This is a genomic window from Streptomyces flavofungini (assembly GCF_030388665.1).
GTDB lineage: Bacteria > Actinomycetota > Actinomycetes > Streptomycetales > Streptomycetaceae > Streptomyces > Streptomyces flavofungini_A.
Map to the genome: position 1 here is coordinate 6,334,828 of NZ_CP128846.1, position 22,071 is coordinate 6,356,898.

At 72.8% G+C, this 22,071-nt stretch carries 17 protein-coding genes; 7 read left to right on the forward strand and 10 right to left on the reverse strand.

Translation table 11 applies throughout. From position 1 onward, the window contains the following. Positions 1-80 precede the first annotated feature (80 nt). From QUY26_RS26890 to QUY26_RS26905, 4 genes are all read right to left on the reverse strand, one after another. On the reverse strand, positions 81-665 hold the full coding sequence (locus tag QUY26_RS26890) for a TetR family transcriptional regulator (protein WP_289951009.1): 585 nt from the start codon (positions 663-665) through the stop codon (positions 81-83). A gap of 102 nt (positions 666-767) precedes the next feature. Then, positions 768-1,784, reverse strand: coding sequence for an aldo/keto reductase (locus tag QUY26_RS26895; protein ID WP_289951010.1), 1,017 nt, complete (start codon positions 1,782-1,784; stop codon positions 768-770). A 120-nt stretch (positions 1,785-1,904) separates the two neighbouring features. Beyond that, complete coding sequence (locus QUY26_RS26900; RefSeq protein ID WP_289951012.1) at positions 1,905-3,365, reverse strand: MFS transporter; 1,461 nt, start codon at positions 3,363-3,365, stop codon at positions 1,905-1,907. An 83-nt stretch (positions 3,366-3,448) separates the two neighbouring features. After that, positions 3,449-4,903 carry an MFS transporter gene (locus QUY26_RS26905; RefSeq protein ID WP_436840413.1) on the reverse strand — a complete coding sequence of 485 codons (1,455 nt, stop codon included), beginning with the start codon at positions 4,901-4,903 and terminating at the stop codon, positions 3,449-3,451. A 101-nt stretch (positions 4,904-5,004) separates the two neighbouring features. Here QUY26_RS26905 and QUY26_RS26910 point away from each other — a divergent pair, with 101 nt between their 5' ends. Further along, entirely contained in the window at positions 5,005-5,994 is a 990-nt protein-coding gene (locus tag QUY26_RS26910) for a helix-turn-helix transcriptional regulator (RefSeq protein ID WP_354670707.1), read from the forward strand. A 50-nt stretch (positions 5,995-6,044) separates the two neighbouring features. Beyond that, positions 6,045-7,196 carry a tRNA dihydrouridine synthase DusB gene (gene dusB / locus QUY26_RS26915; protein ID WP_289951015.1) on the forward strand — a complete coding sequence of 384 codons (1,152 nt, stop codon included), beginning with the start codon at positions 6,045-6,047 and terminating at the stop codon, positions 7,194-7,196. Between the two features lie 18 nt (positions 7,197-7,214). Here the strand turns inward: dusB and QUY26_RS26920 are convergent, their stop codons facing one another. Both QUY26_RS26920 and QUY26_RS26925 read right to left on the reverse strand, forming a co-directional pair. Then, on the reverse strand, positions 7,215-9,230 hold the full coding sequence (locus tag QUY26_RS26920; RefSeq protein ID WP_289951018.1) for an amylo-alpha-1,6-glucosidase: 2,016 nt from the start codon (positions 9,228-9,230) through the stop codon (positions 7,215-7,217). Further along, positions 9,227-10,891, reverse strand: a complete 1,665-nt coding sequence (locus QUY26_RS26925; RefSeq protein WP_289951019.1) for an MGH1-like glycoside hydrolase domain-containing protein — start codon at positions 10,889-10,891, stop codon at positions 9,227-9,229. Before QUY26_RS26925 ends, QUY26_RS26920 begins: the two co-directional genes overlap by 4 nt. Positions 10,892-11,063: 172 nt before the next feature. Between QUY26_RS26925 and QUY26_RS26930 the strand changes: the two genes are divergently transcribed. Both QUY26_RS26930 and ppdK read left to right on the forward strand, forming a co-directional pair. Beyond that, positions 11,064-12,317: an ROK family protein gene (locus QUY26_RS26930; protein WP_289951020.1), complete on the forward strand. Its 1,254-nt coding sequence runs from the start codon at positions 11,064-11,066 to the stop codon at positions 12,315-12,317. A 430-nt stretch (positions 12,318-12,747) separates the two neighbouring features. Continuing rightward, positions 12,748-15,483: a pyruvate, phosphate dikinase gene (ppdK, locus tag QUY26_RS26935; protein WP_289951022.1), complete on the forward strand. Its 2,736-nt coding sequence runs from the start codon at positions 12,748-12,750 to the stop codon at positions 15,481-15,483. Positions 15,484-15,672: 189 nt separating this feature from the next. Here the strand turns inward: ppdK and QUY26_RS26940 are convergent, their stop codons facing one another. Next, positions 15,673-16,107: a DUF6086 family protein gene (locus QUY26_RS26940; protein WP_289956082.1), complete on the reverse strand. Its 435-nt coding sequence runs from the start codon at positions 16,105-16,107 to the stop codon at positions 15,673-15,675. A 123-nt stretch (positions 16,108-16,230) separates the two neighbouring features. On the opposite strand from QUY26_RS26940, the gene QUY26_RS26945 reads away from it, so the two are divergent. From QUY26_RS26945 to QUY26_RS26955, 3 genes are all read left to right on the forward strand, one after another. Then, entirely contained in the window at positions 16,231-17,826 is a 1,596-nt protein-coding gene (locus QUY26_RS26945) for an alpha/beta hydrolase (RefSeq protein WP_289951024.1), read from the forward strand. Positions 17,827-18,043: 217 nt separating this feature from the next. After that, positions 18,044-18,418 (forward strand): hypothetical protein, encoded by a 375-nt coding sequence (locus QUY26_RS26950; protein ID WP_289951026.1) that lies wholly within the window; start codon positions 18,044-18,046, stop codon positions 18,416-18,418. A gap of 187 nt (positions 18,419-18,605) precedes the next feature. Then, positions 18,606-18,971 carry an ArsR/SmtB family transcription factor gene (locus tag QUY26_RS26955; protein WP_289951028.1) on the forward strand — a complete coding sequence of 122 codons (366 nt, stop codon included), beginning with the start codon at positions 18,606-18,608 and terminating at the stop codon, positions 18,969-18,971. A 17-nt stretch (positions 18,972-18,988) separates the two neighbouring features. Here the strand turns inward: QUY26_RS26955 and QUY26_RS26960 are convergent, their stop codons facing one another. Genes QUY26_RS26960 through QUY26_RS26970 form a run of 3 tightly spaced genes read right to left on the reverse strand, consistent with a single transcriptional unit; the run spans position 18,989 to position 22,030 of the window. Then, on the reverse strand, positions 18,989-19,825 hold the full coding sequence (locus QUY26_RS26960) for a carbohydrate ABC transporter permease (RefSeq protein ID WP_289951030.1): 837 nt from the start codon (positions 19,823-19,825) through the stop codon (positions 18,989-18,991). A 1-nt stretch (position 19,826) separates the two neighbouring features. Then, positions 19,827-20,759: a carbohydrate ABC transporter permease gene (locus tag QUY26_RS26965; protein ID WP_354670766.1), complete on the reverse strand. Its 933-nt coding sequence runs from the start codon at positions 20,757-20,759 to the stop codon at positions 19,827-19,829. 11 nt (positions 20,760-20,770) lie between these two features. Further along, positions 20,771-22,030, reverse strand: a complete 1,260-nt coding sequence (locus QUY26_RS26970) for an ABC transporter substrate-binding protein (protein WP_289951032.1) — start codon at positions 22,028-22,030, stop codon at positions 20,771-20,773. Positions 22,031-22,071 lie beyond the last annotated feature (41 nt).

The window sequence follows — 22,071 nt, forward strand, 5'->3', positions numbered from 1 at the left end:
GTGTGCCGGGGTTCAGGGAACCAGGAGGGGCGGGGGCGAGTCAGCGGAACGGTGGAATCGGGCGCCCTTTCGGGTGTCCGTCAGGGCCGCAGGCCCCGGACGAGCAGGTCGAGCAGGGCCTGGAAGGCCTCCTCGGCGTCCGCGCGGGACCAGTCGGGCGCGTACGCCGGGTCGTGGTACCTGGCGGTGGCCTCGAACAGGGCGCGGGCTGTGACCTCGGGGTCGGACGGGGTGAACTCGCCGCCCTCGACGCCCTGTCGGACGATCGCGGCGAGCTGTCCGGTGAGGTCCGCGATGTGCTCGTCGACGACCTCGCTGGCCTCGCCGACCAGGACCGTGTACGTCCCGAACAGCTCGGGGTCGTCGCCCGCCTTGTGCTGCTTGGCCTCGAAGAGCCCGGCGAGCCAGCGCCGCAGCCGGTCCTCGGCGGGCCCGTCCGCGTCGACCACGCCGGACAGGGCGTCGGACGTCCGGTCCAGCCATCGCTTGGTGACCGCCTCGCGCAGCGCGGCCTTCGTGCGGAAGTGGCGGTACACGCTGGCGTGGCTGACGCCGAGCACACGGGCCACGTCCACCACGGTCGCCTTGGCGGCGCCGTGCCGGCGCAGCACCTCCTCGGTCGCGGCGAGGACGCGCTCGGCGGTCAGGGTCTCGGTCGTAGCCATGGTCAAGAAGGTACCTGGCGCGACCGGCGGACCTGACAGCGCCGACGGGCCCGACAGCGCCGACGGCGCCGGCAGGGCTGACGGCGCCGGTGTCCGGCCATGTCAGTGCTCGCTGTCCAGGTGTGCCATCTGCGCCTCGGGGTAGCGGGCGCCCGCGACGGCGTCGGCGGGGACGGCCTGCTCGATCGCGGCGAGGTCGGCGTCGTCGAGCGTGACGTCCAGGGCGCCGAGCGCCTCGGTGAGCCGGTCCCGGCGGCGGGCGCCGACCAGCGGCACGATCGCGGCGCCGGACTTCGGGCCCTGGGCGAGGACCCAGGCGATCGCGGTCTGCGCGACGCTCACGCCCTTGCCCTCGGCGACCTTGCGCAGGGCGTCGACGAGGTCGAGGTTGCGCTGCAGGTTGTCGCCCTGGAAGCGGGGGCTCATGCCGCGGAAGTCGTTCGCGGCGAGCTGCCGGTCGCGCTCGAAGTGCCCGGAGATCAGGCCGCGGGACAGCACGCCGTACGCGGTGACGCCGATGCCGAGCTCGGCGGCCGTGGGCAGGATCTCGGCCTCGATGCCGCGGGAGATCAGGGAGTACTCGATCTGCAGGTCCGAGATGGGGGCGACGGCGGCGGCGCGGCGCAGGGACTCGGCGCCGACCTCGGAGAGGCCGATGTGGCGCACATGGCCCTTCTCGACCAGCTCGGCGATCGCGCCGACGGTCTCCTCGACGGGGACGTCCGGGTCGAGGCGGGCGATGCGGTAGACGTCGATGTGGTCGACGCCGAGGCGCTGCAGCGAGTACGCGGCGAAGTTCCGCACCGCCGCCGGGCGGCCGTCGTAGCCGGACCAGCCGCCGTCCGGGTCGCGGAGGGCGCCGAACTTCACGCTGGTCAGGGCCTGTTCGCGGTGGGCGGCGGGGGCGGTGCGCAGGGCCTCGCCGATGAGGAGTTCGTTGTGGCCCATCGCGTAGAAGTCGCCGGTGTCGAGGAGCGTGACGCCCGCTTCGAGGGCGGCGTGGATCGTCGCGATGGACTCCGCGCGGTCGGCCTCGCCGTACAGCGCGGACATGCCCATGCAGCCGAGGCCGAGGGCGGAGGTGGTGGGGCCGGTGGTGCCGAGCTTCAGGGTGCGCATGAGGGCTCCAGAGCCTTGGGTGGACGAGGGGGTGCCCGGCCACGGGATGCCCCTGCCGGGGGGCGGGCGCGCTCCCGTGGCGGGGGCGTGGTTCCACCATGCACCCTTCGATGACAGATTTCAAGTTTTGTTATCTGTCATCTGTAACTTGTCAGTCGAGGTGAGCCGCTCCGCCGTCCGCCGCGCGGTCTTCCGCGCCCACGCCCCACTGGTCAGGGCCCCGACGGCCAGGACCGCGCCACCGCAGCCCGCGATGATCCACCACGCGGGGCGGCTCGCCTCGGTGAAGTCGGCCGCGTACGAATCCGTGTGCGCCGCCGCGACCCCGGAGGCCAGGACCGCGCCGATCACCGCGATGCCGAGGGTCTGGCCGATCTGGCGGCTGGTGGAGGCGACGGCGGCGGCCACGCCCGCCCGGTCGCGGGGCATCCCCGCGACCGCCGTGTTGGTGATGGGCGCGTTCACGAAGCCGAAGCCGAGGCCGAACAGGACGTACGCGAGGATCCGGCTCGGGACCGCGGTCTCCGCCTCGAAGGCCGCGAAGAGCACCCCGGACGCCGTCATCGCCACCCCCGCGATCAGGAGCGAGGGACGCGGCCCCCGGGCCCCGACGAGACGCCCCGACAGCGGCGCGCACACCAGCGTCATGGCCGCCATCGGCAGCATCCACAGACCGGCGTGCAGCGCGTCGAGCCCGCGTACGTCCTGGAGGTAGAGGGTGGCGAGGAACAGGAAGCCGCCGAGGGCCGCGAACGCCGCGATCGCGATCACGGTGGCGCCGCTGAACGGCGCCGAGCGGAAGAAGCGCAGGTCGATGAGGGGTTCCGCGCGGCGGGGCTCGTACAGGAGCAGACCCGCGAACGCGGTCGCCGCGATGGCGGCGAACGTCATGATCAGCGGCGAGGTCCAGCCCGCCGTGGGCGCCTCGATGATCGCGTACGTCAGGGCGCCGAGCACGCCGATGACCAGGAGCTGCCCGACGGGGTCGGGGCGGCGGGGCTTCGGGGCGCGGGACTCGGGGACGTAGCGGGCGGTGAGGAAGAGCGCCGCGAGGCCCACGGGCAGATTGACCCAGAAGATCGCCCGCCACCCCACCGAGTCCACGAGAAGCCCGCCGACCAGCGGGCCCGCCGCCATCGAGATGCCGACGACACCGCCCCACACGCCGATGGCGCGGGCCCGCTCGCGCGGCTCGGTGAACGTGTTCGTGATGATCGACATGGCGACGGGGTTGAGCATCGAACCGCCGACGGCCTGCACCATGCGGAACGCCACCAGGCACTCCAGGTTGGGGGCGAGGGAGCACAGGACCGAGCCGAGCGTGAACACGAGCAGGCCCGCCTGGAACACCTTGCGGCGGCCGACGCGGTCGGCGGTCGAGCCCGCGAGCATCAACAGGGAGGCGAGGACCAGGGTGTAGGCGTCGATCGTCCACTGCATCCCCGAGACCCCGGCGCCGAACTCGCGGCGCATGGTGGGCAGCGCCACGTTCAGGACGGTGTTGTCGAGGCTCACGATCAGCAGGCTCATGCAGCAGATCGCGAGCACGAGCATCCGGCGCCGCTGACTCAGCTCGGGCATACGGTCGACGGTATCCCCGGGTGGCGCGCCTTGCCCCGGCCGGACCCCGGCCCCGGAGCGGCGCGCCCCGCCCAGGCCCGGCGTCAGCCGAGGTCGCGCGGCAGCCGCAGGCTCAGCACGGCGAGCCCGAGGAGCCCGGCGAGCTGGACGGCCAGGACCGTCGCGAACGCCTCCCGCAGGCCCACCCCGGAGTACAGGGCCAGGAACAGCGACCCGAGCGTCGCCACCCCCACGGCCAGGCACGACTGCTGCGCCGTCGCCGCGAGGCCGCTGCCCGCGCCCGCCCGCGCGGCGGGTACGGCCGACAGCAGGACGCGGAAGTACAGCGGCAGCTGGACGCCCTGGCCGAAGCCGCACAGGGCCAGGCCCGGGGCGAGCGCGAGCGGGGTGAGCGCGGACCAGGGCGCCCACAGGACGGTCAGGGCGAGCACGGTGACGCCCGCGCCGTGGACCAGGGCGCACAGGGTCAGGGCGCGGCTGCCGAGCCGGTTCACCAGGCGGGGCGCGAGCAGGGACGCGGTGAACTGGGCCACGCCCATCGGGATCAGGGTCAGGCCCGCCTTGAGGGCGCCGTACCCGAGGCCCTCCTGGAGGGTCACCGCGCTCACGAACATCCAGCCGCTGAACCCGATGAAGATCGGCAGACCGATGAGCAGGCCCCGACGGACGCCCGGCTCCCGCATCAGCGACGGCGGCAGGAGCGGACTGCCGCCGCTGTCCTCCGCGCGGCGCTCCACGACCGCGAACGCCCGGATCAGCAACGGCGCCGCGACCAGCGTCACGATCGACCACAGCGGCCAGCCCGCGGCCCGGCCCTCGGTGAGGGGCAGCAGGAACGCGGTCAGGGCCAGGGCGAGCAGGACCGTGCCGCCGACGTCCCCGCGCGCCGGGCGCTCCGCGCGGCTGTCCGGCACCGAGCGCACCGCGAGCACCAGGGCGAGCGCGGCCACCGGCACGTTGATCAGGAACACCATGCGCCAGCCGGTGCCCGCAAGATCGGCCGCCACCAGGACACCGCCCAGTATCTGCCCGAGCACCATCGAGACCCCGCCGACGGAGCCGTACAGCGACACCGCGCGGGCCCGGCGCTCCCCGCTCGTCGTCGCGTGGATCGTGGCGAGCACCTGCGGCAGCATCAGCGCCGACGCCGCGCCCTGCGCCACCCGCGCCGCCACCAGCCACCAGGCGGTCGGCGCGAGCCCGCACGCCAGCGAGGTGACGCCGAAGGCCACGACGCCCCACAGGAACAAGCCGCGCCGCCCGTAGCTGTCGCCGAGCCGCCCGCCGAGGACGAGCAGCACCGCGTACGCGACGGCGTAGCCCGCGACGACCATCTCCAGGGTCGCGGCGGGGGCGTTCAGGTCGGACTCGATGTCGGACAGCGCGACGTTGACGACGAAGAAGTCGATCATGGGCAGGGCGGCACCGAGCAGGACGGTGACGAGGCCCAGGGGGGTGAGGGCGGGGGCCTTCGCCTGGGCGCGGGGCACGGGGGAGGCCCCCGTCCGGGGCCGGGGAGAGGAGGTCGCTGGAGTCACGGATACGACGATGGGCGGCGCCCCAGGGGGGTACCAGAGTCTCTTTATCCTGGTAGCAGGCGCACCTGGAAACGGGGTGGGGGGTGCGGCAGCCTGGGGGTGTGACCATCACCGCAGAGCCCGCCGTCACCGCAGAGCCCGCCGTCACCGCAGAGCCCGCCGTCATCGCGGAGCCCGCCGTCGCGGCGGCCCCCGCCGGAGCCCACGACGCCGTCCCCGCGGCGGCCCCCGACATCCGCCGCCAGGAGCTGGCCGCCTTCCTGCGCAGCCGCCGCGAACGCGTCACGCCGGAGCAGGTGGGCCTCGTGCGCGGGGCTCGGCGCCGGACGCCGGGGCTGCGCCGCGAGGAGGTCGCGCACCTCGCCGCCGTCGGCGTCACCTGGTACACGTGGCTGGAGCAGGGCCGGGCCATCCGGGTCTCCGCGCAGGTCCTGGACGCCGTAGCCCGCGCGCTGCTCATGGACCCGACCGAGCGCGCCCACCTCTTCGTGCTCGCGGGCGTCATCGACCAGCGCCCCGACTACGACTGCCCGCTGCTCTCCCCGACCGCGCTGCGCCTGATGCACACCATCGCCCCCTACCCGGCCACCCTCCAGAACGCCCGCTACGACGTCCTCGCCCACAACCGCCCCTTCGCCCAGGTCTTCGGCGAGCTGACCGCGCTGCCGCCCCGCGAGCGCAACTGCCTGTGGCTGCTCACCACCAGCGCGCACTGGCGCGAGACGTTCCTCGACCGGGACGAGATGCTGCGCGACCTGATCGCCAAGTTCCGCGTGGGCATGGCCGAGCACGTGGCCGAGCCCGCCTGGAAGGAGCGGCTCGACGGGCTGCTCGCACAGTCCGCGGAGTTCCGCGAGCTGTGGGGGCGGCACGAGGTCGCGACCATGTCGCCGCACGTCAAGCGGTATCTGCACCCCGAGGTGGGGCTGCTGAGCCTGGAGCACCGCAACCTGTGGATGGCCCCGCAGCCGCAGGCGCACCGGCTCGTGGCGTACGTGCCCGCCGACGAGGAGACGGAGCGGGCGCTGGGGCGGCTCGCGGAGCTGTCCGGGGACTCAGGGACAGGGCCGGCGGAGCTGTCCCGCGCGTGAGGGACAATGGAGGCTTGCCCCCTTCCCGTACGTTCCCGGAGAGCCGCCCGATGTCCCAGCCGCTGACGCCGTCGCCGACGTCTCTCGCCATCGGCCCGCACACCGTGCGCCCGCCCGTCGTGCTCGCGCCGATGGCCGGGATCACGAACGCGCCGTTCCGCACGCTGTGCCGGGAGTTCAGCGGCGGCAAGGGGCTCTTCGTCAGCGAGATGATCACCACGCGCGCGCTGGTCGAGCGCAACGAGAAGACCATGCAGCTGATCCACTTCGACGCGAGCGAGACGCCGCGCTCGATCCAGCTGTACGGGGTCGACCCCGCGACCGTCGGCAAGGCCGTCCGCATGATCGCGGAGGAGGACCTGGCCGACCACATCGACCTGAACTTCGGCTGCCCCGTCCCGAAGGTGACCCGCAAGGGCGGCGGCTCGGCCCTGCCGTACAAGCGGCCGCTGCTGCGGGCCATCCTCAAGGAGGCCGTGAGCGGCGCCGGGGACCTGCCCGTCACCATGAAGATGCGCAAGGGCATCGACGACGACCACATCACGTTCCTGGACGCGGGCCGGATCGCCGTCGAGGAGGGCGTCACCGCGATCGCCCTGCACGGGCGGACCGCCGCCCAGCACTACGGCGGCACCGCCGACTGGGACGCCATCGCCCGCCTCAAGGAGCACGTCCCGGAGATCCCCGTGCTCGGCAACGGCGACATCTGGTCCGCGCAGGACGCGGTGCGGATGATGCGCGAGACCGGGTGCGACGGGGTGGTCGTGGGGCGCGGGTGCCTGGGCCGGCCGTGGCTCTTCGGGGACCTGGTGGCCGCGTTCGAGGGCACGGGGGCGCCCGCTGCTCCCTCCCTCCGTGAGGTCGCCGCCGTCATGCTGCGGCACGCCGCGCTCCTCGGTGAGTGGATCGGGGACGAGGCGCGGGGCGTCATCGACTTCCGCAAGCACGTCGCCTGGTACCTGAAGGGGTTCGCGGTCGGCTCCGAGATGCGCAAGCGCCTCGCCGTCACGTCCTCCCTCGCCGAGCTGGAGGACGGCCTCGGCGAGCTGGACCTCGACCAGGCGTGGCCCGTCGGCGCCGACGGACCCCGCGGCCGCACGTCCGGCAACAACCGTGTGGTCCTGCCCGACGGCTGGCTGAAGGACCCCTACGACTGCGCGGGCATCTCGGCGGACGCGGAACTGGACACGTCGGGCGGCTGACCCGCCGCTGCGGGGCGGCTAGGGGCCGCCCACCGCCGTCAGGAGGGCCAAGGGGGCCGCTGCCGAGCGGGACTCGCGGACGCAGGCGTGGGGGTAGGGGACCGGGGCGGTGTGGGCCGTGCGGGCGTAGCCGGCGAGGACTTCGGGGAGGCGGCCCGAGGCCGTGGCGGCGGCGTCGACGAGGGCGCGGGCGACCGTGCGGGCCTCGTCGTGGAGCCCGTAGCGGGCGAGGCCGAGGGCGATGAGGGCGTTGTCGTGGGGCCAGACGGACCCCCGGTGGTAGGAGAGCGGGTGGTAGGCGCCCTGCCCGGCGGCGAGCGTACGGACACCCCAGCCGGAGAAGAAGTCCGGTTCGAGGAGGCGCCGCCCGACCGCCTCGCCGTACTCCTTGTCGAGGAGCCCGGACCAGAGCAGGTGCCCCGCGTCGGAGGCGAGGGCGTCGACCTGCCCGCCGTCCCCGTCGAGGGCGAGCGCGGGGAAGGAGCGCGACGGCATCCAGAAGTCCCGCTGGAACCGGTCCCGCAGGTCGGCGGCGGTCTGCGCGAGCAGGGCGGCGTACACGTCGTCGTCCCACACGGTCCGCGCCAGCCACGCCGTCCGCCGCAGCGCGTCGTAGGCGTACCCCTGCGCCCCCGCGGCCATCACGGGCCCGAGCGTCCGGTTCCCGTCGGCGTCGCAGATCGCGCCGGGGGAGTCCTTCCAGTTCTGGTTGGCGAGCCCGCCCTCGTCCGCGCGGTACACCAGGTAGCCGCGGCCGGTGAGCCCGCCGTGGTCGAGCATCCAGCCGACCGCGGCCCGCGCGTGCGGCTGCAGGCGCCGGGCGAGCGCGGTGTCGCCGGTCTGCTCCGTGTACGCGCCGAGGAGTACGAGGAACAGCGGGGTCGCGTCGACGGAGCCGTAGTATCGCCGGAAGGGGACCTGACCGAAGTGGGCCAGCTCCCCGTGCCGCACCTCGTGCACGATCTTGCCGGGCTGGGCCACCCGCCCCTCGGTGTGCTCACCGGCCTGCGTGGCGGCGAGCGCGGGCAGCGTCGCGGCGGCCAGACGCGGTACGTAGGGCAGCGCGAACAGGGAGGTCAGGAGGGCGTCCCGGCCGAGCAGCGTGAGGAACCACGGCACCCCGGCGGCGGGCACGCTCAGCTCCTCGCCGTCGGGCCCGCGCGCGGGCACCTGGAGCGAGGCGAGGTCGGCGAGGCCGCGCGAACAGGCCGACGCCAGCTCGGGCCAGCTCCCGGGGAGCGTCACGGATGACGTCAACTCGCGCTGGGCGTCCGTGAGTTGGCGCATGGCTGCGTCCGGCGAGCGGGGCGGGGCGGGCAGCGGCGGCCCGCCGTGCGGCCCGGCCGTGACGGTCAGGGCCAGGTCGGCCGACCCGTGCGCGGCCAGCTCCAGGCTCCACACCATGCGGCGCGCACCGGTGCCGGTCTCCTCGACGGCGTCCGGGGCGGGATCGGCGGTGACCGTGGTGCGCGACAGCCAGTCACCCCGGCGGTACCCGAACTCGACGCCGAGCGGGGCGGCCGGTGAAGCCACCACCCCGTCGGGCCCGGCCGCGCCGTCCGCCGGCGCGAGCAGCACCCGCCGGGACCGCACGGCCCCCGACTTCGTGTACGTCCGGTGATCCGAGCGCAGCTCGAACTGGTCGGTGAAGTCGGCGTCGACGGTCAGCGCGAGCAGCAGCGTCGTCGGCGCGGACAGATTGCTGGTGATCCGCAGCGCCTCCACCAACGAGCCGTCCACGACGGCCTGTTCACGAAAGAGCGTGTACGCGGGCGGCTCCTGGCGCCCGCCGCGCGGCACGAGCACGCAGCGCGCCACGTCGGCGTCGGCGGTCGGGCCGTACGCGGTGGCGGGCGTGAGCACTTCGGGCACGGCGCCGTCCACCGTCAGCTGCCAGCGGCTCAGATGGCGGGCGTCACGCACGAAGAGCCCGTCGGGAGCGGTGCCGCCGGGCACGCCCCGGATGTCGCCGCCCGCGCCCACGGCGGCGAACGTCGCGCCCCGCACCAGCAGTCGATGCTCCCGGTCAGTCATTTCCGAGCCCCTTCGTCCGCACCAGGCCCCGCTGTCGAATCCTTGCTCAAGTCCCTGCTCAAGTTCCCGCCCAAGTCCCCGCTCATGGCCCTGTCCGAGTCCCCGCCCAGGCTGAGGTCGTGGGCCGGCCCCGCGGCCACGCCCAGGTCGAGGGCGAGCGCCGCGCTCCAGCTGAAGCCGCGGGCGCCGCAGCCTTCCCCGGTGTACGGATCCACGTACTCCGCGAAGTCCGATGCCACCGCGATGTCGAGGAACGCGGCGCGCAGCGCGTCCGCGTGCTCCCGCGCGCCGTGCAGCCGAAGCCCGCGCTCCAGGAGCCAGTTGGTGTTGAACCAGGCGGGTCCGCGCCAGTAGCGCCGCGGGTCGAACGCGGGGCTGAGCAGGTCGTGGCTCGGCACCAGGCGGGCCCGGCCGCCGAGCTCGAAGTGCGGGCCGCGGGCCGTGCGCACCAGATCGGAGGCGACGTCCCGGGGCAGCCCCGGCACCATCAGCGGGATCAGCCCGGTGACCCCGCGCTCACCCACGAGCGCCCCGCTCGCGCCCTCGCGCCCAGGGGCCCCGGTCACCGGATCGGACCCCCGGGCCAGCAGGTCACGGCACCGGAAGATCCCGCCCTCCGCGTCCCACAGCCGCTCCACGAGCACCCGCGTCAGCCGCTCCGCGCGGTCGTGCCGGGCCGTCGAGGGCACGCCGAGCTCGCCGGTGATACGGGCGAGGGCGTGCTCGGAGGCGATGAGGAGGGCGTTGAACGCGGGGTCCTCGACGGCGAAGCCGAAGCCCCGGCCGGCCCCGCCGGACGCCCTGGAACCCGCACTCGCCGCGCCCCCGGGCCCCGGCCCGGCCCCGTATCCCCCGTCCCGGTACTCCGCCGCGAGCCGCACGTACCGGCCGTAGTCCAGGTCCGTCGGCCGGTCCTGGGGCGAGCCGTGGTCGAGGTCGGCGCGGCGGTAGGTGCGCGGGCGCGCGGGTGGGACGCGGCTCAGCGGGCCGTCCCAGCAGGGGCTGTTGTCCATGCCCTGTTCCCAGGGGTGGACGACGGCCGCGAGGCCCGCGCCGCCGAGGTCGCGGTGGTGCAGCAGATGGCGGTGCCAGGCGGCGAGACGGGGGTGCAGGCGGGCCAGGAAGGAGCGGGCCCGGGAGAGGCCGGGGTCGGCCAGGTGCACCAGCCAGGCGGCGAGCGCGTGCACCGGGGGCTGCACGATGCCGGAGGTCTGCACGGCGAGCGGCGCGCCCGCCGCGCGCCCTGCGGTGGTGGAACGCCAGAAGTCGGGGCTCGGGAAGTACGCGTCGAGGGGGACGGCGGGGTTGAACACGATGTGCGGCACGCGGCCGTCGGCCCACTGCGCGGCCAGGAGCGACTCCAGCTCCAACTGGGCGCGCAGCGGCGAGAGGTGGCGTAACCCGATGGCGATGAAAGCGGAGTCCCAGGACCACTGGTGGGGGTACAGCGCGCGGGAGGGGACGGTGGAGGCGCCGGTCCAGTTGGCGCCGAGGACGCGGGCGGCGCGCTCGCGGAGCGCGGCGGGGGCGGCCTGCGGGGCCCCAGGAGTGCGCGGGGGGAGGGCCGAGGGCGAAGGGCCCGCGCCGCGCCGCGCCGAGGGCCCGGCGGTGCTTGCGGCAGGGGGCCGGATCGCGGCCCTCGTCGTGGTCGTACGGTCCACGCGGCACTCCCGGGGGCTGGGGGACCGCACGCCGAAGCCGCGCCCGACAGCCTGTCAGTTTGAATCCATCCACCATAGAGTTACGTCTGCGCAACACGCAAAACTCAATATGTAACGTCGAGTTGACGAGCGCAAGAGGCTGTCGGGCCGCGGGCCCGGGCAGGGAGTGGGCATGAGGAACGGGACTCCGGCGCGTCCGGCCGCCGCTCAGGCGAGCGCGGGCGATCTGCTGCACCTGGTCCGCAGCGGCCGCGCGACCACGCGCGGCGCGCTGCAACGCGTCACCGGCCTGTCCCGGGCCACCGTCGGCCAGCGCCTGGACCGGCTGTTCCGCGCGGGCTGGCTGCGGGAGGGCGCGGGCACCCCGGTCAGCTCGCCGCTCGGCGGCCGCCCCTCGGTGCGCCTGGAGTTCGACGACGAGCACGCCGTCGTCCTCGCCGCCGACCTGGAGACCCGGCACGCCCGCACGGCCCTGCTGACCCTCACCGGTGAGGTCGTCGCCGAGCGCGGCGGGGCGCTGCGCGTGGAGGACGGCCCGGAGCGGGTCCTCGACCGGCTCGGCGCGGTCTTCGGCGAGCTGCTGTGCGAGAGCGGCAGGGACGCGGCCGCGGTGTGCGGCATCGGACTGGCCGTGCCGGGCCCGGTCGACACCGCGACCGGCCGGGTGGTGCAGCCGCCGATCATGCCCGGCTGGGACGGCTACGACATAGCGGGCAGGCTGCGCCGGGCCTTCACGGAGCACGCCGAGAGCGCCGGGCGCGCGGCCGCCCCCGCCCAGGTGCCGGTGCTCGTCGACAACGACGCGAACCTCATGGCGTACGCGGAACAGCGCGCCCACTACCCGGACTGCTCGGCGTTCGCGCTCGTCAAGGTCTCCACCGGGATCGGCGCGGGCGTCGTCGTCGACGGCTCGCTGTACCGGGGCATCGACGGCGGCGCGGGCGACATCGGGCACATCCGGGTGCCCGGGGCGCCGGGGAGCGCCGCCGCCCTGTGCAAGTGCGGCTCGTACGGCTGTCTGGCCGCGGTGGCCAGCGGGCGGGCGGTGGCGGCCCGGCTCGCGGCGGCGGGCGTGCCGGCCGCGTCGGGCTCGGACGTGCGGGAGCTGCTCGCCGCGGGGCATCCGGAGGCGGTGGGGCTCGCGCGGGAGGCCGGGCGGCAGGTCGGCGAGGTCCTCGCCACCGTCGTGACGCTCCTGAACCCCGGCGTTCTCATGATCGCCGGAGATCTGGCCGGAACCCCCTTCCTCACCGGCGTGCGCGAGCTGCTGTACCAGCGGGCCCTGCCGCGCTCCACGGCCCATCTGGAGATCGTCACCTCGCGGCTCGGGAGCCGGGCGGGGCTCGTCGGAGCGGGTGCCCTGGTGGTGGAGCACCTGTACGCGCCGGAGCGGGTGGAGGAGCGGCTGGTGGCGCTCGGGGTGTGAGGCGGTGGCGCGGGGGTGTCGGCGAGCGGGCGCGGAGGTGCCCGGATGCCGAGACCGGGACCGGATCAGGCCGCTTCAAACGGCGTGATTCTCGCCACCCTTGATGGGGCTTGCGCTCAGATGAGCGAGATATGGGTGGCTGCACTTCTCCAAGGGGTGGCACTCAGTGCCATCGCTCGATCATTTATGACCTGAACTCACATCTGAGTTCACCCCGCTCATCTGAGCAAAATGGCGGTTGATCGGGAGTTCCGCGTTCGACTCTTGAACTCAGTTGGGCCACTTGCGCTACTCCGGAGTCACTTTCGATCTAGCGGCGGACGGGTGGTTACGCCCCGGCGACCCACAAGTGGACGTACCCAGACGCCTTCGATCTGGGTATGTTCCTCGCCGTCAGGGCAGCCACCGCGTCCTCGAGGAGTCGAGACCCGTGTCGGAAAACAAAGATCCCCACGTACCTCAGGGAACTCAGGGCGTGAAGTTCGTCTACGACTTCACCGAGGGCAACAAGGAGCTCAAGGACCTCCTCGGCGGCAAGGGCGCGAACCTCGCCGAGATGACCAACCTGGGCCTTCCCGTGCCGCCGGGCTTCACCATCACCACCGAGGCCTGCAAGGTCTACCTGGAGAGCGGCGAGGAGCCCGCGGCACTGCGTGACGAGGTGAGTGCGCACCTCTCCGCCCTCGAAAAGGCGATGGGCAAGAAGCTCGGCCAGGCCGACGACCCGCTGCTCGTCTCCGTCCGCTCGGGCGCCAAGTTCTCCATGCCCGGCATGATGGACACCGTCCTGAACATCGGGCTCTCCGACAAGTCCGTGCAGGGCCTCGCCAAGCAGTCCGGCGACGACCGCTTCGCGTGGGACTCCTACCGCCGCCTCATCCAGATGTTCGGCAAGACCGTGCTCGGCGTCGACGGCGAACTCTTCGAGGACGCGCTGGACAAGGCGAAGCAGGCCAAGAAGGTCACGGTCGACACCGACCTGGACGCGGCCGAGCTGAAGAAGCTCGTCACCAAGTTCAAGAAGATCGTCAAGTCCGAGGCGGGGCGCGACTTCCCGCAGGACGCCCGCGAGCAGATGGACCTCGCCATCCACGCGGTCTTCGACTCCTGGAACACCGACCGCGCCAAGCTCTACCGCCGCCAGGAGCGCATCCCCGGCGACCTCGGCACCGCGGTCAACGTCTGCTCCATGGTCTTCGGCAACCTCGGCCCCGACTCCGGCACCGGCGTCGCCTTCACCCGCGACCCGGCCTCGGGCCAGCAGGGCGTGTACGGCGACTACCTGCAGAACGCGCAGGGCGAGGACGTCGTCGCGGGCATCCGCAACACGGTCCCGCTCGCCGATCTGGAGGGCATCGACAAGAAGTCCTACGACCAGCTCATGCAGATCATGGAGACCCTCGAAACGCACTACAAGGACCTGTGCGACATCGAGTTCACCATCGAGCGCGGCCAGCTGTGGATGCTCCAGACCCGCGTGGGCAAGCGCACGGCGGGCGCGGCCTTCCGCATCGCCACGCAGCTGGTGGACCAGGGCCTGATCGACGAGGCCGAGGCCCTCCAGCGCGTCAACGGCGCGCAGCTGGCGCAGCTGATGTTCCCGCGCTTCGACGAGGACGCCAAGGTCGAGCAGCTCGGCCGGGGCATCGCCGCCTCGCCGGGCGCCGCCGTCGGCAAGGCCGTGTTCGACTCGTACACCGCCATCAAGTGGTCGCGCTCCGGCGAGAAGGTCATCCTGATCCGTCGCGAGACCAACCCCGACGACCTCGACGGCATGATCGCCGCCGAGGGCATCCTGACCTCGCGCGGCGGCAAGACCTCGCACGCGGCCGTCGTCGCGCGCGGCATGGGCAAGACCTGTGTCTGCGGCGCCGAGGACCTGGAGGTCGACACCAAGCGCCGCCGCCTGACCGTGAACGGGCACGTCGTCGAGGAGGGCGACGTCGTCTCCATCGACGGCTCCACCGGCAAGGTCTACCTGGGCGAGGTCCCGGTCGTCCCGTCCCCGGTCGTGGAGTACTTCGAGGGCCGCATGCACGCGGGTGCCGACGACGCCGACGAGCTGGTCAAGGCCGTGCACCGGGTCATGGCGTACGCGGACCGGGTCCGCCGGCTGCGGGTGCGCGCCAACGCCGACAACGCCGAGGACGCCCTGCGCGCCCGGCGGTTCGGCGCCCAGGGCATCGGCCTGTGCCGCACCGAGCACATGTTCCTCGGCGAGCGCCGCGAGATGGTCGAGCGCCTGATCCTCGCGGACACCGACGAGGAGCGCGAGAACGCCCTCAAGGAGCTGCTGCCGCTCCAGAAGAAGGACTTCGTCGAGCTGTTCGAGGCCATGGACGGCCTGCCGGTCACCGTCCGCCTCCTCGACCCGCCGCTGCACGAGTTCCTGCCCGACATCACCGAGCTCTCGGTGCGCGTCGCCCTCGCCGAGTCCCGCAAGGACCACAACGAGAACGACCTGCGCCTGCTCCAGGCCGTGCACCGCCTGCACGAGCAGAACCCCATGCTGGGCCTGCGCGGCGTACGCCTCGGCCTGGTCATCCCCGGCCTGTTCACCATGCAGGTCCGCGCCATCGCCGAAGCCGCCGCCGAGCGCAAGAACGCCAAGGGCGACCCGCGCGCGGAGATCATGATTCCGCTCGTCGGCACCGTCCAGGAGCTGGAGATCGTCCGCGAGGAGGCCGAGCAGGTCATCGCCGACGTCGAGCGCAGCACCGGCGTGGCCCTGAAGCTGGCGCTCGGCACGATGATCGAGCTGCCGCGCGCCGCGCTCACCGCCGGGCAGATCGCGGAGGCCGCCGAGTTCTTCTCCTTCGGCACGAACGACCTCACCCAGACGGTGTGGGGCTTCTCCCGCGACGACGTGGAGGCCTCCTTCTTCACCGCCTACCTGGAGAAGGGCATCTTCGGCGTCTCCCCGTTCGAGACGATCGACAAGGACGGCGTCGGCAAGCTCGTCCGCGACGCCGCCGCGGCAGGACGCGCCACCCGCCCCGACCTCAAGCTCGGCGTCTGCGGCGAGCACGGCGGCGACCCGGAGTCCGTCCACTTCTTCCACGAGGTGGGCCTGGACTACGTCTCCTGCTCCCCGTTCCGCATCCCGGTGGCCCGCCTGGAAGCCGGCCGGGCCGCCTCCACCTCCACGGGCAGCGACCACCGCTGACCCCGGCGGGCCCTCGCCCGCGAAGACCCCGGGCCCGCCGCCGTGTCCCCGACCCTCAACCGATGCGGCGGCGGTCCCGGCCCACGAGGAAGAGGCGCCACCCTGTGCGGGGGTGGCGCCTCTTCGCCTCGCCCTGGACCTCTCCCGGCGGCCCCCGGCGTACAGCTCGGTGTGCCCCGGTCCACCGGCTCAGCGGGCCATCCACCGGTCCATCTCCCGAGCCCGCGCGTCCAGCGTGTCGACGGCGGAGGGCGACGCCGCCTGCGCGGCTCCGGGGACCTGCACGTCACGGCCGTCGGGCACGAGGCCGTCTCCAGGGGCGAGTGTCTCCACCTCGATCCGTGCCCGCCGCGCGAGCGCGACCGCTGTCGCCACGAACCCCTCGGACAGCGCGAGGATCACGGAGTGCCCCGTCCGGCTGTGCCAGGCGACCAGGCCGCGCACGAACTCCGCGTAGAGCGACGCGTCGATCTCCAGGGTGTCCGGGTCACCCCGGTCCTTGCCCGGGCCGATGCCCGAGGGCAGTCGCAGCTCCGCTTCGAAGACCTGTGTCTGCCGCAGGAAGAGACGGCCGGCCCCGTTGGAGGGGTTCCACAGGGTCTCTTCGCCCACGTCGAAGTACATGCTCACCGTCGATCCCCCGCTCACTCGCCCCGGCTCAGGGTAGAGGGCGATCCGATGGAGGTGTCCAGGGCTCCTTCTGCGTCCAACTGAGCGGTACCCAAAACCGATCAGAAGGAGCGTCACGTGCAACATTCCGCATATCGGCGGCGCCTCGTGCCGGTGCTCGCGCTGGGAGTGGTGGCCGGGCTCGCGCCGGGGCTCGTCGGCGGGTCGGCGTCGGCGGCCCCGGGGGACGGGGCGGCCGCGTCGTCCCCGGTGGCCAGAGCAGACGCCGACGCCGACCGGCTCGCCCCGTTCACCCGGCAGAAGCTCACCTGGAAGCGGTGTGCCGCCGATCAGCCCGCCAAGTACCAGTGCGCCACGCTGAAGGTGCCGCTCGACTACGACAAGCCCGAGGGGAAGCGGATCGACGTCGCGATATCGCGGGTCAAGACCAGTGTGCCGGGCAAGCGGCGCGGGGTGCTGACCTTCAACCCGGGCGGTCCCGGCGGGGCGGGGCTCGACCTGTCGCTGGTGTTCGCGGGCGGGCTGCCGAAGAACGTGCGCGAGCAGTACGACATGGTCGGGTTCGACCCGCGCGGTGTCGGCGAGAGCACGCCCGTGGAGTGCGGGCTCACCGAGGCCGAGCAGGTCTTCCCGCGGCCCACCCGCAGTGCCGCCGAGCACGCCGCGAACACCAAGTGGGCCAAGAGGGTCGCCGACAAGTGCCGGGCCAAGTACGGGAGTTCGCTGGCTCACATGAGCACGCGCAACACCGCGCGCGACATGGACGTCATGCGTGCCGCCCTCGGCGAGAAGAAGCTGTCGTACTTCGGCGTCTCCTACGGCACCGCGCTCGGCGCCGTCTACATGCAGCTGTTCCCGCAGCGCGCCGACCGCTTCGTCCTGGACAGCGCCGTCGACCCGGGGCGGATGTGGCGCGGCATGTTCCAGGTCTGGGCGCCGGAGGCCGAGCGGGCCTTCAAGCGGTGGACCAAGTGGACGGCCGCGCGCGACGCCACCTACCACCTCGGTGACTCCCCGGCGAAGGTCGCCAGGACCTTCCGCAAGCTGGTGGCGCGGGCCGACGTCGACCCCATCGTCGTCGACGGCCAGAAGCTCGACGGCGCCGCCGTGCGCGACATCACGCGCGCCGAGTTCTTCACCGTCCGCAGCGGCGCCAAGACCGTCGCCGACCTGAAGAAGGCGGCCGAGGGCCGCCAGGTGCGCGAACTGCCCGGCGCCCAGGAGCAGTCGCCCGACAACGTGACCTCCAGCCAGCTCGCCGTCGTCTGCTCCGACGCCTCCTGGCCGCGCGACCCGGAGACGTACCGCCGCGACGCGATCCGCGACACCGTCCGCTACCCGCTGTACGGCGACTTCGCCTCCTCCATCACCCCCTGTGCCTCCTGGGGCAAGGGCGCCGAGCCCGCCACCAAGGTCGACAACGCGGTCAAGTCGCTGGTCGTGCAGAACGAGTGGGACTCGCAGACCCCGCTGGTCACCGGCCAGGCCATGCACCGCGCCCTGAAGGGCTCGCGCATGGTCACCGTCTCCGGCGGCGAGGGCCACGGCGTCGTCTTCGGCGACACCCGCAACTCCTGCGCGGAGAAGGCCACCATGGGCTACCTGCGCACCGGCAGGCTCCCGGCGAAGGACCTCACCTGCAAGGCGGCCTCCGGCGGCCAGCGGCGCGCCGAGACCGCGCGTCCGGCACCCACGCCCTTCGGGCTGCGCTAGGCCGGGGCCCGTGCGCGGGGACGCCCTCCCGCGCACGGGCGTCAGCCCCCGATCCCCGGACAGGACGCGATCCGGATCGCGCGAAAGCGCATCCAACCGATCCGGATCGGGCAACTGCGGCTGCTTTCTCCCGCTGTCACCTCAACGGGCGGTGCGACTTCCTAGAGTCCCCGCGTGGGCCGGAGAACCGGCCCGCACCACCCTTGGAGGAGGACCCGTGACCAGTGTGGAAGTGTCCCTCAAGACCCTGCTGACCGAGGCCGACGGAGCGCTGGGAGCCGCCGTCGTCGACTACACCAGCGGCATGGCGCTCGGCACCCTGGGCGGCGGAAAGGACCTCGACCTGTCCGTCGCCGCAGCCGGCAACACCGACCTGATCCGCGCCAAGGCGCGCACCATGGAGACGCTGGGCATGAAGGACAAGATCGAGGACATCCTGGTGACACTGGGCTCCCAGTACCACCTCATCCGGCCGGTGACCGGGAGGGCCGGCAACGGTCTGTTCATCTATCTCGTCATCGACAAGAGCCGGTCGAACCTCGCCATGGCACGCCATCTCCTGAAGCGCACCGAGGAGCAGATGGAGGTGTGACCTCGGGCGCCTTTTCTGCGCCCATTGCTTGAAGAATTCTTCAAGCAGTCATCTCTGCATCTGCCGAACTCTCGGCTCGAAAGGCCCCGGCCGGGAAGGATGGGACGTCACACCGGGTGCGGCGGCAGCCGAGGCCGCCGCACTCCGTCTCCAGGGCCTCATCCGCGTCAGGAAAGCGAGCGATCCCGTGCAGGCGCCCCTCTACCAGGTCAAAGCAGAGTTCTTCCGCATGCTCGGGCACCCCGTCCGCATCCGCGTCCTGGAACTCCTCCAGAACGGGCCGGTATCCGTACGGGACCTGCTCATCGCCATCGACATCGAGCCCTCGAACCTCTCGCAGCAGCTCGCCGTGCTGCGCCGCTCCGGCATCGTCGTCTCCACCCGCGAAGGCACCACCGTCACCTACGCGCTGGCCGGCGGCGACGTCGCCGAACTCCTGCGCGCGGCACGCCGCATCCTCACCGAACTCCTCGCCAGCCAGACCGCCCTCCTGGCCGAACTCCAGGACTCCAACGACCCCGAACGGCCCCCGGCGCACTCACCCCAGGCCTGACGGCGCCCGCCCGCCGCCTACTCGTCGATCCCCGACCGCTCCACCCCCGCCACGATCCACCGCTGGAAGAACAGGAACACCACGAGCAGCGGCACGATCGACACCGCCGCCGCGATGAACACCACGTGCAGGCGGATGACTTGAGAGGTGGTGAAGGAGGCGAGGGCCACCTGGACCGTCCACGCGTCCCGGTCCTGGCCGATCACCAGGGGCCACAGGAAGGAGTTCCAGGCGCCGATGAACACGATGGTGCCCACGGCCGCGAACACGGGGCGGGAGTTCGGGACGACGACGAGCCAGTACGTGCGCCAGTGGCCGAGGCCGTCCACCCGCGCCGCGTCCTCCAACTCCCTCGGGAAGCCCAGGAAGTACTGGCGGAAGACGAAGCAGGCGAACGCGGAGAAGAGCGTGGGGACGATCAGGCCGCGCAGGGTGGAGACCCAGCCGAGCGAGGAGACCAGGACGAAGCTGGGGACGAAGGTGACCGCGGCGGGGACCATCATCGTGGCCAGGATCGCGTAGAAGACGCGGTCGGCGTGGCGGTAGGGGATGCGGGCCAGGCCGTAGCCCGCCAGGGAGGCAAGGAGCAGGGTGCCCGCCGTCGTGAGGACGGCGATCAGGGCCGAGTTGTACAGGGAGCGGGCCATCGGGACGGTCGAGTCCTCGAACAGCTCCCGGACGTTCGACCAGTGCAGGGTGGACGGGAAGAACGTCCAGTCGGGGGACGTGATGTCCTGCTCGGACGCGAGCCCGTTGCGCACCAGGAGGTAGAAGGGGATCAGGAAGAGCAGGGCGAGGGCGATGAGCAGGGCGACCCTGAGGGCACGGCCCACCTTGACCCAGGCGTCGTACACGTCAGTCCTCCTTCCTGCCGAGGCCGAACCAGCGCGCCTGGCCGATCGCCACCACCGCGATGATCAGGGCGAGAAGCACGGCGCCCGCGCTGCCGAGGCCCAGGTTCTGCCCCTGGCCGAGGGCCGTGTAGTAGAGGTAGACGAGGGGCGGCCGGGCGTACGGCGGATAGCCGCGGGCGTCCGAGAGCAGGTTGTAGAACTCGTCGAAGGCCTGGAAGGCGTTGATGACCAGGAGCAGGGTCACCGCCACGGACGTCGTGCGCAGTTGGGGGAGCGTGATGTGGCGCAGGACCTGCCAGCCGGGCCGGGCGCCGTCGACGGCCGCCGCCTCGTAGAGGGTGGGCGAGATGCGTTGCAGGCCCGCCAGGAACAGGATCATGTAGAAGCCCGCCTGCAGCCAGAGCCGTACGGTGACGATGACCAGCCAGTACCAGGGCGGGTCCGTCGTGGACAGCCACGCCGTCTGCTCGGCGCCGAACCAGCCGAGCACGGTGTTCGCGAGCCCGAAGCGCACCCCGTTGAAGATCGACATCTTCCAGATCAGGGCCGCCACGACATAGCTGCACGCCGCGGGGAGGAAGAACACCGACCGCAGGAACGCCTGCGCGCGCCGCATCCGGTTCACCATCAGCGCGAGGGACAGCGACAGCACGAACGTCGTCGGCACGATGAAGGCCGTGAAGACCACGAACGTCCACAGGCTGTCGGTGAACGCGTCGTTCCGCAGCATCGACGTGTAGTTGTCGAAGCCCACGAAGTCCGTGGGCGAGACGGTGTTGTGGGCGTCGAAGAAGCTGAGGTAGACGCTCCAGCCCAGCGGTACGTACGTGAAGACGACCAGGCCGAGCGCGAAGGGGCCGACGAACACCCAGAACCAGAGGTTGCGGTTCTGCGGTCCCGCCAGGCGCCGCCACAGCCGCTCGCGCCGCCGCACGGCGCCCGCGCTCACGACGACTTCTTCTTCACCCGGTCCAGCTCCGCCGACACCTTCCGTACGACGGACCGCAGTTCGCTCTCCGGGTTCGCCCCGGATTTGATGATCCGGCTGAGCGCGTCCTGGTACGCGACCCGGCTCGCCGGGGTCCAGAGCAGCGGCTCGGCGTACCCGTGCCCGGTGGAGAAGCGCACCGCGTCGGCCGCCGGGCCCTCGGTGAGGACGTCCGCCTTCTTCGCCAGGGATAGCCGGGCCGGGATGTGGAAGCCGTACGACAGGGCGAAGTCCCGCTGGTAGCCGGTCTTCTCGACCCACAGCCACCGCACGAAGTCCTTGGCCTCCTGCTTGTGCGCGCTGCGGGCGCTGACCGCCGAACCGTACGCGCCCACCGGCACCGCGGGCTCGGCGCCGGGCGCGGCGGCGGGGAACGCGGCCACGCCGAAGTCGTCGCCGAGCGCCTTCTCGACGGCGGGCAGCGCCCACAGGCCCGACCACTGCATGGCCGTGAGCCCCTGCGTGAACGCCGACGGGTCCGACCAGTCCGAGGGCGCGCCGAGCAGCAGCGACCTGTCCTCGTACAGGGCGCGCAGCTGGGCCAGGGCGCGGGCGGCCGCCGGGTCGTCGAAGCCGACCTCGCCCTCGTCGGTGACGAGGCTCAGGCCCGCCGCGTACAGGGGCGTCCCGCCGAGGGCGCCCGCGCCGCCGTCGTTGCCGAGGAACAGCCCCTTGACCTTCTTGGTCGTCAACTCCTTCGCGGTGTCGACGAGTTCGTCGAGCGACGTGGGCGGGGTGCGGCCCGCGTCGGCGAGGAGGCTCTTGCGGTAGTACAGGAGCTGCATGTCGACGACCTGGGGGATGGCCCAGTTACGGCCGTCGTACGTCTTCGGCGCGAGCACCGCCTGGTTGAAGTCGTCCTTCACGCCGTCGAGCAGGTCGGTGAGGTCGAGGACCTGGCCGCCCTGGATCTGGTCCAGGGTGGGGCCGTTGACCTCGAAGACGTCGGGGCCGGACTTGGTGAGGAGCGCGGCGGCGGTCTGCTCGTCGTAGTTGCCGGGGCGCCACTGCACGGACACGTCGGCCTTGTCGTACGCCTCGGCGTACCGCTTCACGGCCTGCTCGGTCCCCGCCTCCCCGTACTGGTGGTACCACTGGGACAGCTTCGGCCCCTTGCCGTCCGAGCCGTCGCCGTCGCGGCCGGTGTTGGAGCCGCACGCGGTGAGCAGCCCGAGTGCGGCACCGGACGCGAGCACTGTCCTGCGGTCGATGGTCATGCCGTCTCCCCCTGAAGCGTGGATCGTCGGATACATGCCGG